A 15,339-nucleotide genomic window follows, 5' to 3' on the forward strand; every position below is an offset into this window, starting at 1 on the left:
AGGGGGTGTTGGGGCGCGCGGGGGCGGCCCCGCTATCTCCCCCCCGGCGCCCCCGCCGCGGGGGGCGGGGGGGGGGGGGGGCCCGCCCGCTCCCACAGAGTACGCGTCGCGCTCACGAAACCAGTTATTTTCCAGCGTCTGCAATGGATCGAAAGAAGTCGTTCACGACTGGCCGCTTTCGACCCAAAGCGGTCAATCATGCAGGTCATCTAACGGTCAAAAAGCTGCCACCACCTTATAGAAGCGACCGCTCTCGGTTCTCATGGCTTGTAACGGAGCGTTTCAATCAGGGCGGCAAAGGCTGGGGATGTCTGCCGGCGGTTGGCGTAGTACAGGTGATAGCCCTGGAAAGTAGGGCACCATTCTGGGAGCACCTCTTGAAGCTTGCCCTCGGCCAGATACGGTGCTACCAGCTCTTCCGGGATATACCCAATGCCGATGCCATCCAGAGCGCCGTTGAGTACATGGATAATGCTGTTGAAAACCAGCGGACCTTCGCCCTTCACGGTAAAGGGCTTGCCGTCGTGCTCGAACTCCCAGGCGTAGATGGAGCCAGATGGCCGGTGGCGTATGTTGATGCAAGTGTGCTTCATCAAGTCGTGTGGCGTTTCGGGTGGTGGATGCTGTTCGAAATAGGCAGGTGAGGCGACCAGGGATAGCCGCCAGTCCGGCCCGATTCTTACCGCGATCATGTCTTTGCTGATTGCCTCGCCTAGCCGAATACCGGCGTCAAAGCGCTCTTCAACGACATTGGTAAAGCCGTAATCAACGAAGAACTCCAGCACGATTTCCGGATATTGCTCAATGAAATGCTTCAGCTTCGGCCTGACGCACAACTCAATCGAATCGTCAGTACAGGTAATACGAATCGTACCTCGTGGCTTGTCGCGCAGATCATTGAGTGCCTCGACTTCGGCAGCGATCTGATCGAACAGAGGCGCAATGGATTGCAGGAGCCTGGCACCTGCATCAGTCGCCGAAACATTTCGCGTTGTACGGGATAGCAGCCTGACGCCAAGACGTTCTTCAAGCCCTCGAACCGTGTGGCTGAGTGCCGATGGAGTTACCCCGAGCTTGAGCGCCGCCTTGGTAAAGCTTTGATCGCGGGCTACAGCTACGAAGGCTTGCAGGTCGTTTATTTTAGGCTGCGCCATTGCTGAGATTTTCTCACTAACTCTTAAAAACTATGCCTACTAATCACGCCAATGATATTCCGTCAACATATGTTCACTCGGTCAGCTGTGGCGAAAGCCAGCAGCTGAGCACTTTTTGCGGGGCGGGTACGCCCCTTCAACGATGTTGAGTGAGTAAAACCTATGACTAGCCCTGCCACAGAGTCTGCCTACCGGAGCGCATCCACTGCTGACGACCAGCCGCATTGGAGCGGAGTATTTGCCATGACGTTGTGCGTGTTTGCGCTCATCGCATCGGAATTCATGCCTGTGAGCCTGCTGACCCCTATCGCCAATGCGCTGAGCGTCAGCGAAGGTCTGGCGGGCTATGGAATCGCTATCTCCGGCGCCTTCGCCGTGCTGACCAGCCTGTCCGTCTCCAGGCTTGCCGGCGGGATGAATCGCAAAACCTTGTTGCTGCTCTTGACTGCATTGATGTGCGTGTCGGGTTTGGTCGTAGGCCTTGCCAGTAACTATTTTGTTTACATGATTGGACGCGCTTTGATCGGGGTGGTGATCGGCGGCTTCTGGTCGATGTCCGCTGCGGTTGCTATCCGGCTAGTGCCCACCGAGAGTGTTCCCAAGGCCTTGGCAATCTTTAACGGTGGTAATGCTCTGGCAACCGTTGTCGCCGCACCATTAGGCAGTTACTTGGGCGGCGTAATCGGCTGGCGAGGTGCTTTCCTCTGTCTGGTGCCGATCGGCCTGATTGCCTTGGCTTGGCAGTGGATCAGCCTCCCCTCAATGCAAGCTCAAAAAAGGGCTTCAGGCTCAGCCAGCGTTTTCACGCTCCTCGGTAACCCGCTGGTTGCGCTCGGGATGCTTGCTGTCGGCCTGTTCTTCATGGGCCAGTTCGAACTGTTTACCTACATTCGCCCGTTCCTTGAAACCGTGACGCATGTAGACGTACCTACCTTGTCGAGCATGTTACTGGCACTGGGAGTTGCGGGCTTCTTGGGCACCCTGTTTATAGGTTCATTCCTGAAGAAGGGGCTGTATCCCACTTTAATCATCATTCCGTTGCTGATGGCTGCATTGGGGATGGGCCTCGTCACATTTGGTGGGTCGGTCGCAGTGGTTTTTGTACTCTTGTCCCTGTGGGGGCTTGTCGCCACAGCGGCACCTGTGGGCTGGTGGTCGTGGTTGGCGCTGTCGGTACCAGAAGATGCTGAGGCTGGAGGTGGGTTGATGGTGGCGGTCATTCAGCTTTCCATCGCGCTGGGTTCGACCCTGGGTGGCGTGCTGTTCGATAGTCATGGCTACCAGACTACTTTCGCAGCGGCAGCCATACTGCTGATCGCATCTTCCGGCGTGTCGTTGCTGACAGCGCGGACCAGAAAAGCGGTGGTCGGCTGATAACCCACCATGGCGGACAGCTTTCAGGCTGAGTAACAGTCACGACCGCCTCGAAAACGTCCTGAGCAGAAACGGCCCGACTGGGCCGTTTTTTTATGGGATCAATACCGTCACCCCCAGGGTGTCCCTAGCCTCCAGCCTCCGATGAGATTCTCCAGCAAAATGCGCCATTGCGGATGTAGAGGTCGGTGTAGTTCACCCCAATTGCGTGGTTGCGAACCAATACCTCGCTGTAGCCGAGCGGGGGTGCGGGTGTTTCCTCATAGAGGAGTACTTCAGGCGCACCTGGACGATGGACACGGATAGCTTTCATCAGTCGCGTACCTTTCTGGGTGATTGCACGAGGTGAGCACAGGCTGGATCGGAGTGCTCAGGATTGAGGGAAAAGCAGAGAGAGGGTGCAGCAGCGAAAGTTCAGGAATGAGGCCCTAGGCCGCCCCTGCGAGCAGCGGCCAGATAGAGGCAATGGCGGTGCTCGTCGCCTTACCTTGCTGTGTTGTCGCGAGAGAAGAAAGTGGTGCCCGAAATGGGCACCACAGAATTTACTTGAGGTTCGTCTGGAAAAAGGCCGTCAGCTTTGTCCACGGGATCAGGTCGACGCGGTCATACAAGTCGACATGCCCGGCGCCCTTCACGTAGTACAACTCCTTTGGCTCGGCAGCACGTTGGTAGGCGTCTTCGCTGAATTCCTTGGAGTGGGCCTGGTCGCCAGTAATAAACAGCAGCGGGCGCGGGGAGATGGTTTCAATATCGTTGAAGGGATAGAAGTTCATGAAGCGAACTTCGCTGGTCAGCATACGGTTCTGGGTCTGCTCCAGTGTCATGCCCTCCGGAATCGCGATGCCACGTGGGGTGCGGTAAAACTCCCAAAACTCGCGCGTGACTGGATCGGTTTGGGCAGTCGGGGTGGGGGGAAGGTAGTTGAGGAAAATGCCTTTTCCAGTGGTGTACTCGGTGTAGCGCTGCTCTGCAGCTTTGGCGAGCATCGCCTTACGCTGTTCCACGGTCACCGAATGGTTGAGACCATTGCGGGTGACCGCGCCCATGTCGTACATACTTACAGTGGCGACTGCTTTCAGGCGTGGGTCTAGCTTGGCTGCGTTGATGGAGAAACCGCCGCTGCCGCAAATGCCTAATACGCCGATGCGGTCGCGGTCGATAAAGTCGCTGGTACCCAGATAGTCGACTGCTGCGCTGAAGGCCTCGGTGTATAGCTCAGGCGCGACCAGGTTGCGTGGCTTACCTTCGCTTTCGCCCCAAAATGGCAGGTCGATAGCCAAAGTAACAAAGCCTTGTTCAGCCAACTTTTGCGCGTACAGCATCGAGCTTTGTTCTTTCACTGCGCCCATCGGATGACCGACGATGATGGCGGGTGTCTTGCCACTGCGATCCTGTCTTTTGGGGGTGACGAGATTACCCGTTACCTGCATGTTGTACTGGTTTTTGAATGTCACCTTTTGCACGGTCACGCCCTCGCTTTTGTAAAAATTGTCAGCCCCTGTCGGGATGCTCGATGTCTTAGACGATTCGGCGGCGAAGGCTGAGCCAGCAGGCATTGAGGCCACAGCTAATGAGGCGAGAAAACAACCGAGCGCTGCAAGCCGCACGGGGGGCTTGAAGCTTCTCGGTTGGGTGGCAGACATGCCAGAGCGAAGCACAGGCGGAGTACTCATTTTCGATGCACCTTTGTGGGGGATTGCAAAGGTCGGTTCAGTGCGCCCTCAAATCGGCGTCATGGTGGACCCAGGTGCTTCCATGGTGCGCCTGACAGAGCACGATGATTAGTAGGGGTAATTTTCATGGGTTTGTGAAATTTATTCAGCAATCTCAAGCCTTGGTCTCACTGTTATTACTGAGAAAATCTCATAGGTTCATAGAGAAATAACTACCTATTTTCAAATATCGGTAATGACTACCATCAGCGTGATTATCAAACGTGTCAGGAAATCGGATGAAAACGCTCTGCCGTCGCGTGCTGGTGGTTTGTGCATTACTGCTCGCTCTGTGCCTTTTTGCAGTGGTGATCTACCTGCGTCAGCCAATTTTTGGTGAGTTACCACAGGGGGAGCGATTGACCCGTCTTCAAGCCTCTCCAAACTACCGCAACGACGCTTTTCAAAACCTCACCGACACGCCGTTTCTAACCAATGGCGCCACCCAATTGTCGATCAGGAAGGAGAACTTTCTTGCTGATAAAGGCATGCCGCGGCCCCTTCTTGACATACCCACACGAAAGACTGACCTACGTGCGCTTGATCGGAACAAGGATCTAGCCGTATGGCTCGGACATTCCTCCTGGTATATCCAGTTAGGCGGGAAGCGCATCCTGCTAGACCCGGTTCTCAGTGACCATGCTGCCCCATTACCGGGTCTGATCCCTGCATTTAGCGGTACCAGCATTTACTCACTGCAAGACATGCCGCCAATAGACCTGCTTCTGATCAGTCACGACCATTATGACCATCTCGATTATTCGACGATTGTTGCACTCAGGCCTCTCGTCAAAAAGGTCGCTGCCGGTTTGGGCATGGGTGCGCACTTTGAGCTGTGGGGTTACGACCCTGAGACCGTTCAGGAACTCGACTGGTATGACAGCCTGTTGCTGAGCAAGGATGTGCGGGTGCATGTGACTCCAGCCAGGCACTACTCTGGACGTACGCTGACTCGGAATCAGTCTTTGTGGGTGGGCTTTGTACTGCAGTCTACGCACCGACGGCTGTTTTTCAGTGGTGACTCTGGCTACGGCACTCACTTTGCGGACATCGGTAAGCGCTACGGCCCCTTCGACTGGGTGACGCTTGATAGTGGGCAGTACGATCCCCGCTGGGCCCATCTGCACATGAACCCCGAAGAGGCGGCACGGGCCGCCGAAGACCTTGGGGCCCGCGCCCTTACACCTTCGCATGTTGGCCGCTTTACGCTCGCTTCCCATGACTGGAACGATCCGTTCAAACGCTTGGCTATTGCCAGTGAAGGCCGCTCTTACGTCCTCTGGACCCCCATGATTGGCCAGCCAGTTCAGTTCGATTTGCGAACCCAATCATTTGAGTATTGGTGGATCAACGTCGATGGATAGGGCTCCCGCGATCTCAGCGTTTACTTCCACGACGCTGAAGACACTCGGCCTGGCCTATCAGTACTGCCTGAAGAACATCGGTCAGAGTTTGCATCACCCCCGACTGCAGGCCTTTACTGCTGCGTGAACTGCGGATTCCCGACTTACCACAAGGCGCAGAATTCAGTCTCTTGTACCCGATGTGGCCACACCATCTGGTCTCCGGCGCTAAATACCCTAATGGTTAATCCAAATGCCGCTACCGCAAAGGCCGCGTCAGCCCGACCCACTCCTGTACGGCCGGGCGCTGCCATTGTCGCTGAGCATAATCCTCCAACCTGGCTGGCAGCCTGTCACCGTTGAATATCAATCGATTGAGCATCAACGCGAGATCGACATCAGCGATGGACCAGTCACCAAACAGGCAATCGGAATCATCGGCAAGCAACAGTTGCGCGGTATCCACCAACTTTTGTCTTGCCGACTCGGCCGACGCTGACAATGGGCCGCATTTGACGCCGTAGAATATACCTAGTGTGGAGCGCTCCTGACGAATCGGCAGCAGGTCGCTGCGTAGCCACGCCTGGACTTGCCGCGCCCTGGCACGTTGCATTGAGTGCGCCGGGTAAACCGGCGTGTGCGGGAAAAGTTCCTCGAGGTACTCTGTAATTGCCGACGATTCGGACAACGCAAAATCGCCATGCACCAGGGTCGGCACCCTCTGCGTCAGCGAAAGACGGGAAAAATCCTTCGCCTGATGTTCTCGTGTGTCCAGGTCAACGGGACTCAATTCGAACTCGATCTGCTTTTCGCGAAGTGCCACGAAGCACGACATCGCGTAAGGGCTGGTGAATTGGGCATCAACGTACAAGCACAGCCTGGAATGGCTCATCGCGTCATCTCCATATGCGGGAGCAAACAGGCTAGGAGATTCGCCACTGTAAATAAAATTCATGTTTTTCATGGGGGCATTCCTGCCTGGAATGCAATCGTGCGCCCCATGAACCTCTGCCAGGTTACCCCTTGCTCAGATCAACCAATGGCGTTTGCCGCACTTCGGTTGCGCGCCCGTCCTGAATCTCGCTCACTTGTTTCAGCGCGTGGTCAACAGCGGCCTTGTCCGCCAACAAGCTGTAGCTGATACGGAACTGCCGCTGTTCCTTCGGGCCAATGGTCGGCACCAGGCCCAGTGGCCGCTGGTAACGTCGGTTGTAGGAAAAGCTCGTTCCCGGCTCCAGCCCGGTGACATAGCCCTGCCCCTGGGTATCGGTATTCTTCCACAGGGAAAACACCGGCAGCGTCGTGGTATTGAAACCGACCGCTACGCCCAGGCTGCCAGCCTTGTCATGCAGCACGGCCAGCGTGTCGCCATTGCCATCGGCATACGGCACCACGTTGTAAACCGTTTCGTCGTAGTCCCTGGTAGGTGCGCGGTAAGTTTGCCAGTCGGGCAGATCGCCCCTGGCCTTGTCGTTGAACGGCGATACCTGTTTCACCGGCGCGGCGAAACGGGCGCCCTGTTCCAGGAACGGGGTGCTGAAGTTGCTGTGGTACAGCGCCTGGTATTCCTTCGGATAGTCGCCGTTGTTGGTCAGGGTGTCGTTGAGGGCGAACGCTACACTGCCGGGTTCGGTGACCAGTTCGGTGGCGACGGAGAAGTCGACCTTCTTGAACGCCTGCTCCTTCAGTTCGCCACGCAAGGTGATGGCGTACGGCGGTTTTTCATCGATGTGCAAGGTGACCTTGTTCGCAGGAATGTTCGCGGCCCGGCCATGCAGGGTCAGCAGCTCGCCGTTGTCGATACCGGGGTGGCCGACCCATTCATAACCGCAGCGGGTGACCAGCTCGTTGAAGCCTTCCAGCCAGCCGAGACCATTGCGCCCGTTGAGCTCGATGAAGGCCGGGTTGACCACCTCCTTGACCGGCGAATCCCAGCCCATGCGCACCTTGCCGACCGAAGCCTGCAAAACGTTCATGCCGCGCGTCGGCACTACCGAAAGCTTCATCGTACCGTTGTCGATGTCGACGATGCTGACGCCCTCCTGCCGACCGCCGTGCAAGGTGCGCAGGGTAACGCTGAAAGGCTTGTCGGTTTTCACACCCAGTTGCTGGCTGGTGATCTGCCAGTTCTGCGCGGCTTTGTCGGTGTCGAGCAGGACGTACTCCCAGGCCATGGCGTGGGAAGCTGCCGACAGGGCGCTGAGGGCGACGATGGGTTTGAGTGGGAACATGGGCAGCAACCTTTCTTGGAATTGTGCCCTTTTATAGACCGGGAGAAACGTTTCAGCAAGCTCCCGCAAGGCAAGCTGTTCAGCGCCATGATCAAGGTCCCGGCATCAGCGGCCGCCTTTGGCGAACTGCTGTTGCAAAAACGCGCTCACCAGCGAGGCGATCTGCATCTGGATCAACGCCCGCGACCGGGCGTTGTCGCCGTCCCGGCAAATCACGCCGTCCCCTGGCGCATCGTCTTCGAGCAACGCCATGGCGCCTGGCTTGCACATCGACAAGAAGCTGAAATGGCTGGCATCCTCGATCTCGACATAACGACGCGTCGCCGAGGGTAGACGCTTGGCCAGGTCGGCAGACTCCAGCTGTGCTGGGAGGTCTTGCGAAGGTGCGCCCGCCGCAATCACCAGCGTTGGCACCGGCAGTGCCGCCAGGCTTTCATCGGTCAGGCCACGTGACAGGCCAAGATCCAGGGTAACGATGGCGGTAACACGGCTGTCGCGCAGATCGCCACTCAGCCGGGCCCGCGACGCCGGGTCGCTGTCGGGGTTGATCTGTTGGTAGACGCTGCAACTCGACAGCTGCGGATGGATGGCACAGTCCTGGGCAAAACGCTCGGGATCGAACCGGGCGCCGGCTGTTTCCAGGGCGGTCCAGCCGCCCAGTGAATGGCCAACCACTGCAATTTGCCCCTTCGCCAGTTGCCCGAACTGGTCCGGCCGGGCCTGGACCGCATCGATGGCCCGGTGCAGGTCGAGCGGACGCTGCCACAACTGTGCCGCCGCTTCAGGGCTGCGATCGCGGGTGGTCGTACCCGGGTGATTGACCGCCGCCACGATGTAGCCCTGGTGAGCCAGCGCACTGGCCAACCACGACTGGTTCTCCCAATTGCCGCGAAAGCCGTGGGAAAGCACCACCAACGGGTACACGCCTGCAGCTGGAGGCGCATCGCGCACAGCAAGATCACCGATGAAAACCGAGGTATCAGCGATCAACTGCGGGGTGGCAGTGGACGTACTGGGGTACCAGACGACCAGTTCCAGCGGGCGTTGGTTTTGCTCGTCCGGCAATCTCGAGGCCTTGAAGCCGATGGTCTGGTAAGCCGCGAATGCAGGCAGGTCCAGGCAGACAAGGAGCAACAAGCCGAGCACTGTTTTCATTGTTTTTTGTCTTCCTTGATGGGCCAGCGTCGATAGGCCGCGTGCCGGTGCGCGGGGGCGGTGCAAACAGACTTTGCGCTCATGCAGCCGCTCAATAACGGCAATAGGTTAAATATACTTTGCGCACTAAATATTATCGCGCAACATTAGCTCCAGACAGCCACACAGCGCTGATCCCACTACCCAGTTAACGGAGCATGACCATGACCTTCAGCAAAGCAATCGCCATCGCCACCTTGACCTTCGGCACCAGCGTCAGCGCCTTCGCCCAGACCGTCGCCCCGTACCAGTACGGCATGAACCTGGACATCGCCCAGGTGATCGCGGTGGACGCCCCGGGCAACGCCACCGGCCACGCCAGCACCGCCACCCTCACCTACCGTGACAGCGACGGCAAGGTGCAGAAGATCAGCTACCTGCGCCCGGCCACCTACGCCAACCAGAACTGATGAGCAACCTGCACTCAAGCGCTTGCGGGGCCACCGAGGGGCCCCGCGTTGCCATCAAGACGCCGAGGCCGGGTTGCCCAGCTTGGCATGGGTGGCGAGTTCGTCAGCGATGAACGCCGAAATCATCGCCCGGTAGACCTGCTCCACGACCTCGGCCGAGGCGCCGGTCTGGTCAGCCATTTCACGAACCTTGCTGATCACTTGCTCCACGCGAGCAGGCGCGCGCACGTCATCGGTGGTTTTCTTGAACCTCGCAGCCTGGGTCACCAGCTTTCCACGTTTGCCAAGAAGAGCGACCAGACTACGGTCGATTTCATCGATCCGTTGGCGGACTTCTTCCAGAGAGGTGCAGGTTATATCCATGTGTCTGACTTCCTTTTCATGAGACCAGGGTTAGGGGTAGAACAACCCTGATTGTGCTTCAACGTGGCCGAGCGTGGCCACTCGTTATATCCTTGCCCCACACAAACAACCTCGAAGCTGTGAATTGAACGATGGGTTTTGAACAACTAGCTGAGCTGCGTGACCGCCTGCGGGCTGAAAAAGTGCAGACAAAGGCCGAAAAAGCGGTACCTACCAAGCGCAAGCCCTCCGCGCAGGCCAAGCCTCGCGCACAGGACCCGGCGGTGGAAGCGATCTGGCCATTGCAGAAGCACTTTCCATTGGCCTTCCCTGTCAACCCCGCGCCCAAGGTGCCGCTCAAGGAAGGCATCTTCAAGGATGCCGAGCAACACCTGGAACTGCTCGGCATCACCCGCGAGCAGCTCAAGCTGGGCATCTCCACCTGGTGCCGTGGTAGCCGCTACTGGGCCAGCATGGTGGAAAATGCGCCGCGCCTGGACTTGAGCGGCCAGCCCGCCGGGACCGTGACCGCCGCCCAGGCGCTGCATGCGAAGCAGCAAGCGGCGCGGCAACGCAGCCAGGACCGCCGCAATCGCGCGAAGTCAAAGGCACAGGTCACCGCCCCTGCCGCCGATACCGCAGTGGAACAGCCAGCAGACTGAATTCAGTCGCGCTCGCGTGGGCGGGCCTGCTACCGCTAACGAAATGACTGCTGAACCTCGGGGCCGCATTGCGGCCCCTTTCGCGCCTGCGCCTGGGGACGCGGCCTCTCCACCTCTTGTAACATTATGAAATACCTTCGTTGCATTTTTAGTTGTACGATGTCTTACCTACTATGATCGACTACGCCCCGTTCTCACAAAAAAAACAATGGAGACACCATGTCGAGCATACCTTCCGTCGAGGGGAAAGCAGCCACAGCCCCGCAAAATCGCCTGACAAAGCTGATCAGACTGCTTGGCCCCGGCATCATTGCGGTGTTGTCGTGGCTGGGGGCAGGAGATCTGATAACCTCGTCAGTCGCCGGGGCCAATTACGGCTACGCGATGATGTGGGTACTGGCCGTTTCGCTGCTGCTGCGCTACCTGATCGTCAACATCATCGCCCGCTTCCAGCTGTGCAATAACCAGGGCATGACCATTCTGCAGGGCTATGCGCAGCTGCACCCGGTGTTCGCCTGGTTCATGCTGGGCTATGCCTTGTTGATGGGCCACCTGATGAACGCCTACATGATCAAGGGTGCCGGGGAAGCGCTGGCGATGCTGCTGCGAATCGACTACCCGCTACTGTGCTCGATGGCCGTGGTGCTGGCGGTATGGATGCTGGTGGGGCGCAACATCTACGCCATGATCGAAGGCGTCATGAAAGTGCTGTTGGCAGTGATGACCCTGGCCTTTCTGGCATTGGCGGTGATGTCCGGGCCTGATGTGGCGGGTATCGTCAAAGGCACCATCGGTTTCAGCATTCCGGCCGATGAAGGCGTGCATGGCGCACTGCTGGTGGCGGTATCGGTGATCGGCGCCGTGGCAGGTTCGGTGGCCAACTTCGTCCACCCCTATGTCATGCGGGAAAAAGGCTGGGTCGGCCCGCAACACAAACGCATTCAGCGCAACGACCTGCTGTTCGCGGTATTTGTCGGTATCGTCATCAACCTGGCGATCTGGATCGTCGGCGCGGAAATCCTGCGGCCCAACGGCATCGAGGTGAAAACCCTGGGCGACCTGGGCAAGGCGCTGGAACTGTTCTTCGGCCCGATAGGCTGGTACATCTTCTTCGTCGGCGTATTCGCCACCTTGTTCGCCAGCATCTCCGGCAAGACCACGGCATTCCCCATGCTGATCACCGACGCGTTCCAGCATGTGCAGCCCGAGCGACGCGCGCGTTACGGCAAGGAATTCCACAACGACCCGATGCACAAATGGTTCATGTTGTTCATCCTGGTGACGCCCCTGGTCTGGTCGATCCCGGGTATGCCCGACTTCGTCACCCTCACCATCGGCGTCAGCGCGCTGAACATCATCGGCCTGCCCGTGATCTCGCTGGGCCTGCTGATCATGTCCAACCAGAAATCGCTGCTGGGCAAGGCGTATCGCAACAACTGGTTCGAAAACATCGCGCTGGCCTTCGCCACCGGCCTGGCGCTATGGGTAGCGTTCCAGCTCGCAATGGACCTTGTCGCCTGACGGTCAATGGCAGCCCTGGCTCAATGCTGACCAGGGGCTGCCTTACACTGGGCAAGTTTTTCACTGATCTTCACAAATCGCTTTCTGCCCCAGAACGGTGGTTTATGCAGACCGCGCCATCCGGCGTCGGCGAATCCATGCGGCCAAGTGGTAGCCGCCGCCTGAGGTGAACACCAGCGCGAACAGGCCGGCCAACAGGCTCGCCCCCCATAACGCGCCGCGGTCATCGTCAAGGGCGAAGGCGGCGGCTGAGAGCAGTTAGCCGCTGTTGCTTGCTGCTTCAGCCACCGCCTGATCCCAAGGGGTGGGTGAGGGAAACAGCTCGCCGAGAAACTGCACAAAGGCCTTCACATTGGGGCTGCCGCGCCGGCTTTCCGGCCACAACGCGGTAATGGGAAAACGCTCCAGGGTGAACTGTGGCAACACCGGCACCAACTCGCCGCGCTTGACGTAAGGCGCGGCCACATAGCAGGGCGAAATACCAATTCCTCCTCCGGCGGCCAGCACCGCCGCTACTGCATCACTGAGGTCGATTGTGATGCCTGCCTTCGGCGTCACCTCCAGCGTTCGCTCGCCTTCCTGATACGGCCAGCGCAAGGCCTGGCCCGAACTCTGATAGCGGAAGTTCACGCACTCATGCGCCAGCAACTCTTGTGGATGGGTTGGCGTACCCCGCGCTGCCAGGTAGCCCGGCGAGGCAAATGCCGCCGTTCGGTGTGGCCCCAAGGTGCGGGAAATCAGGCGCGAATCGGCGAGATTGCCGACCCGAATCGCCACATCGATACCCTGTTCGATGATGTCCGCATGCTGGTCGCCCAGGCGCAGGTCCACTGCCAGCTTGGGATAGCGCTGGCGGAACAGCGGTAACGCCGGGGCGAGGATATTCAGGCCGATGGGCAAGGGTGCCGTGACCTTTAAGGTACCCGCCGGCTCTGCCCGTGATGCCAGCGCCGCCTGGTCGATGCCCTCCACCTCTTCCAGAATGCGCAAGGCGCGCTCGTACAGATCGCGCCCTTCTGGCGTCAACGTCAGCGAGCGCGTCGTGCGGGTAAACAGCTTGAGCGCAAAGTGCTCTTCCAGCCGTTGCACGCTCTTGCTGACTGCCGACGGCGAAACGGACAAGGCCCTAGCCGCTGCCGTGTAGCTGCCTAAGGATGCCGCGCGGGCAAATGCGATCAGACCGGTAAGGCGGTCCAGGCCTATTTGTTCCTTCATGGCATGATTAAAGCGAATTGCGCCCTGATTATCAATCCTGAATCTAGCCCGTAATCTCTCCTCCATCGAATGCCAACCGGGCATTTCATAGGAGAGATCGCCATGAACACCACTCAATTCAACGCTGCATTGCCCATCAACCTGCATGACCAGACGGTCGTGATTTTCGGTGGTACCTCCGGCATCGGCCTAGCTGCTGCTATCCAGGCCAAAGCCGCCGGGGCCAAGGTGATCGTGATCGGTTCCAATGCCGAACGCGCTCAGCAAACCGCAGACACCCACGGCTTTGTCGGCTGGCGTGCCGCCGACGTAACCCGCAGCGAAACGATCTACGCCGCCCTGGCCGATATCGCCCATGTCGATCACCTGGTGTTGCTCGCTGGCAGTTTTGTTGCCGGGCGCGTGCTGGACGCCGACGTGGACTACTTGCGCAGAGCCTTCGAAGAGCGCATGTGGGCCTCGGTACACGCCATCCGCGCTCTAGGTGAAAAGCTGTCGAAAAGCGGCTCCATCACTTTTATTTCCGGCAACCTGGCTGATCGCCCCAACGCCTACGGCACCGCTGTACTCGCCGCAGCCTCGGCCGCAATGGAAGCCCTGGCCCGCGGCCTGACACTGGAGCTGGCACCGGTACGGGTCAACACCCTGTCGCCAGGCCCGATCGACACCCCGATTCTCGGCAAAGCCTTAGGTGCAGGCCGTGACGCCTTTGTCGCGTCCCTCGAACAAGCCTTGCCCCTGCATCGCCTCGGCTCGGCCGAAGAGGCCGGCAACGCCGTGGTGTTCCTCATGAACAACACCTACATGAACGGCGCAGTGCTCAACGTCGATGGCGGCGCACGCCTGGCTTGATGCCACTTCCAGCTTGCCCAATTAACCAGGAGAACACTGATGACTTCGCTCTTTTCACCCTTGCGCTTCGGCGCACTGGAATTGCCGAACCGCATTCTGATGGCACCGATGACCCGTGGCCGCGGCACCCGCGAACATATCCCCACTGCGATCATGGCTGACTACTACGCCCAGCGCGCCGGCGCCGGCCTGATCATTTCCGAGGCCATTGGCATCAGCCAGCAAGGCTTGGGCTGGGCCTACGCCACCGGCATCTGGTCGGAACCGCAAGTGCAAGGCTGGCGCCGCGTCACCGATGCGGTGCACGCCGCTGGCGGGCGGATCATTGCGCAGTTGTGGCATATGGGCCGCTCGGTGCACCCGAGTTTTCTCGAAAGCGGCCAACCGGTTTCGGCGTCGGTCACCACCGCCCCCGGCCTGGCTCATACCTACGCCGGCAAACAGCCGTATGCGCCGGCACGGGCCTTGACCGTCGAGAACATTGCCGAGCTGCTCGAAACCTTCCGCACCGCGACCCGCAATGCCATCGCTGCGGGTTTCGATGGCGTGCAGATACACGCAGCCAACGGCTACCTGATCGACCAGTTTCTGCGTGACGGCAGCAACTTCCGTCAGGACGCTTACGGCGGCCCGATTGCCAACCGTGTTCGTCTGTTGCGCGAGGTCACCGAGGCGGTCGTCGAGGTCATTGGCGCGCAACGCACGGGCGTACGCCTATCGCCCAGCAGCTACGATCTGGGCGTGCGCGACAGCCATCCCGAAGCGCTGTTCGTCCATGCTGCGCAGGTGCTGTCGGAGATTGGCGTGGCTCATCTGGAACTTCGAGAACCCCCGCTGGACGGCACCTTCGGAAAATCGGAAACCGCGCCTATCGCTGCCGCGATCCGGCAGGCGTTCAACGGCGTACTGATCCTGAACTCCGACTACGACAGCCGACGGGCCCAGGCCACGCTTGACACCGGCGCGGCGGATGCAATTGCCTTCGGACGTCCCTTTATCGCCAACCCGGATTACCCGGCACGCCTGCAAAACCGCTGGCCGTTGGCGCAGGACGATGCCGCTACCTGGTTTACTCAGGGAGCGGATGGTTACACCAGTTATTTGCCGGCCACCAACACGAGGTAACGCACGTACACACGAGCTGTTATTCCAGCAGAAGGTGAACGGCATGGATTGCTTCAAGGCTGCCTGCTTCCACCCCTGGCTGCCGCTGAAAGTTAGCTGGTTTCGTGAGCGCGACGCGCACTGTGTGGGGCAAGCCCGCGAAGCAGACGACGCGGTGGATGGCACCGGCTGCGCCGGTGTTCGCGGCTAAAGCCGCTCCCACAG

At 59.2% G+C, this 15,339-nt stretch carries 15 protein-coding genes and 1 pseudogene; 7 read left to right on the forward strand and 9 right to left on the reverse strand.

Annotated features, from left to right (window positions below; genetic code table 11):
* Nucleotides 1–260: 260 nt before the first annotated feature.
* A complete protein-coding gene (locus C6A77_RS23615; RefSeq protein WP_114171785.1) occupies nt 261–1,154 on the reverse strand; it encodes a LysR family transcriptional regulator in 894 nt (297 codons plus the stop codon).
* 243 nt (nt 1,155–1,397) lie between these two features.
* On the opposite strand from C6A77_RS23615, the gene C6A77_RS23620 reads away from it, so the two are divergent.
* Entirely contained in the window at nt 1,398–2,528 is a 1,131-nt protein-coding gene (locus tag C6A77_RS23620) for an MFS transporter (protein WP_114171786.1), read from the forward strand.
* A 542-nt stretch (nt 2,529–3,070) separates the two neighbouring features.
* Here the strand turns inward: C6A77_RS23620 and C6A77_RS23625 are convergent.
* On the reverse strand, nt 3,071–4,084 hold the full coding sequence (locus C6A77_RS23625) for an alpha/beta hydrolase (RefSeq protein ID WP_114171797.1): 1,014 nt from the start codon (nt 4,082–4,084) through the stop codon (nt 3,071–3,073).
* Between the two features lie 395 nt (nt 4,085–4,479).
* On the opposite strand from C6A77_RS23625, the gene C6A77_RS23630 reads away from it, so the two are divergent.
* A complete protein-coding gene (locus C6A77_RS23630) occupies nt 4,480–5,604 on the forward strand; it encodes an MBL fold metallo-hydrolase (RefSeq protein ID WP_114171787.1) in 1,125 nt (374 codons plus the stop codon).
* Nucleotides 5,605–5,842: 238 nt separating this feature from the next.
* Here the strand turns inward: C6A77_RS23630 and yfcF are convergent, their stop codons facing one another.
* From yfcF to C6A77_RS23650, 3 genes are all read right to left on the reverse strand, one after another.
* Nucleotides 5,843–6,475, reverse strand: coding sequence for a glutathione transferase (gene yfcF / locus C6A77_RS23640; protein ID WP_114171798.1), 633 nt, complete (start codon nt 6,473–6,475; stop codon nt 5,843–5,845).
* Between the two features lie 124 nt (nt 6,476–6,599).
* Nucleotides 6,600–7,814: an aldose 1-epimerase family protein gene (locus C6A77_RS23645; protein ID WP_114171788.1), complete on the reverse strand. Its 1,215-nt coding sequence runs from the start codon at nt 7,812–7,814 to the stop codon at nt 6,600–6,602.
* A 105-nt stretch (nt 7,815–7,919) separates the two neighbouring features.
* Nucleotides 7,920–8,969, reverse strand: coding sequence for an alpha/beta fold hydrolase (locus tag C6A77_RS23650; RefSeq protein WP_114171789.1), 1,050 nt, complete (start codon nt 8,967–8,969; stop codon nt 7,920–7,922).
* Between the two features lie 203 nt (nt 8,970–9,172).
* Here C6A77_RS23650 and C6A77_RS23655 point away from each other — a divergent pair, with 203 nt between their 5' ends.
* On the forward strand, nt 9,173–9,418 hold the full coding sequence (locus tag C6A77_RS23655; protein WP_114171790.1) for a DUF2790 domain-containing protein: 246 nt from the start codon (nt 9,173–9,175) through the stop codon (nt 9,416–9,418).
* 54 nt (nt 9,419–9,472) lie between these two features.
* Here C6A77_RS23655 and C6A77_RS23660 read toward each other — a convergent pair whose 3' ends face one another.
* On the reverse strand, nt 9,473–9,781 hold the full coding sequence (locus C6A77_RS23660) for a chorismate mutase (protein WP_114171791.1): 309 nt from the start codon (nt 9,779–9,781) through the stop codon (nt 9,473–9,475).
* A 131-nt stretch (nt 9,782–9,912) separates the two neighbouring features.
* On the opposite strand from C6A77_RS23660, the gene C6A77_RS23665 reads away from it, so the two are divergent.
* Nucleotides 9,913–10,422, forward strand: coding sequence for a ProQ/FinO family protein (locus C6A77_RS23665; RefSeq protein ID WP_114171792.1), 510 nt, complete (start codon nt 9,913–9,915; stop codon nt 10,420–10,422).
* A gap of 219 nt (nt 10,423–10,641) precedes the next feature.
* A complete protein-coding gene (locus C6A77_RS23670; protein WP_114171793.1) occupies nt 10,642–11,943 on the forward strand; it encodes an Nramp family divalent metal transporter in 1,302 nt (433 codons plus the stop codon).
* Between the two features lie 102 nt (nt 11,944–12,045).
* On the opposite strand, the pseudogene C6A77_RS25765 reads toward C6A77_RS23670, so the two are convergent.
* Nucleotides 12,046–12,180: pseudogene (locus C6A77_RS25765) on the reverse strand (DUF3592 domain-containing protein); the annotation flags it as partial.
* A 21-nt stretch (nt 12,181–12,201) separates the two neighbouring features.
* Nucleotides 12,202–13,275, reverse strand: coding sequence for a LysR family transcriptional regulator (locus tag C6A77_RS23680; protein WP_241507452.1), 1,074 nt, complete (start codon nt 13,273–13,275; stop codon nt 12,202–12,204).
* Between C6A77_RS23680 and C6A77_RS23685 the strand changes: the two genes are divergently transcribed.
* Entirely contained in the window at nt 13,261–14,010 is a 750-nt protein-coding gene (locus C6A77_RS23685) for an SDR family oxidoreductase (RefSeq protein WP_114171795.1), read from the forward strand. The two genes, C6A77_RS23680 and C6A77_RS23685, sit on opposite strands and share 15 nt — an antisense overlap.
* 39 nt (nt 14,011–14,049) lie before the next feature.
* The gene (locus C6A77_RS23690; protein ID WP_114171796.1) at nt 14,050–15,135 is read left to right on the forward strand and encodes an alkene reductase; all 1,086 of its coding nucleotides are present in this window, start codon (nt 14,050–14,052) and stop codon (nt 15,133–15,135) included.
* A 19-nt stretch (nt 15,136–15,154) separates the two neighbouring features.
* Here C6A77_RS23690 and C6A77_RS25820 read toward each other — a convergent pair.
* On the reverse strand, nt 15,155–15,339 hold a 185-nt coding region (locus C6A77_RS25820), incomplete at its 5' end, for a hypothetical protein (RefSeq protein WP_206605925.1).

It is taken from the genome of Pseudomonas sp. AFG_SD02_1510_Pfu_092 (assembly GCF_003331055.1).
Lineage (GTDB): Bacteria > Pseudomonadota > Gammaproteobacteria > Pseudomonadales > Pseudomonadaceae > Aquipseudomonas.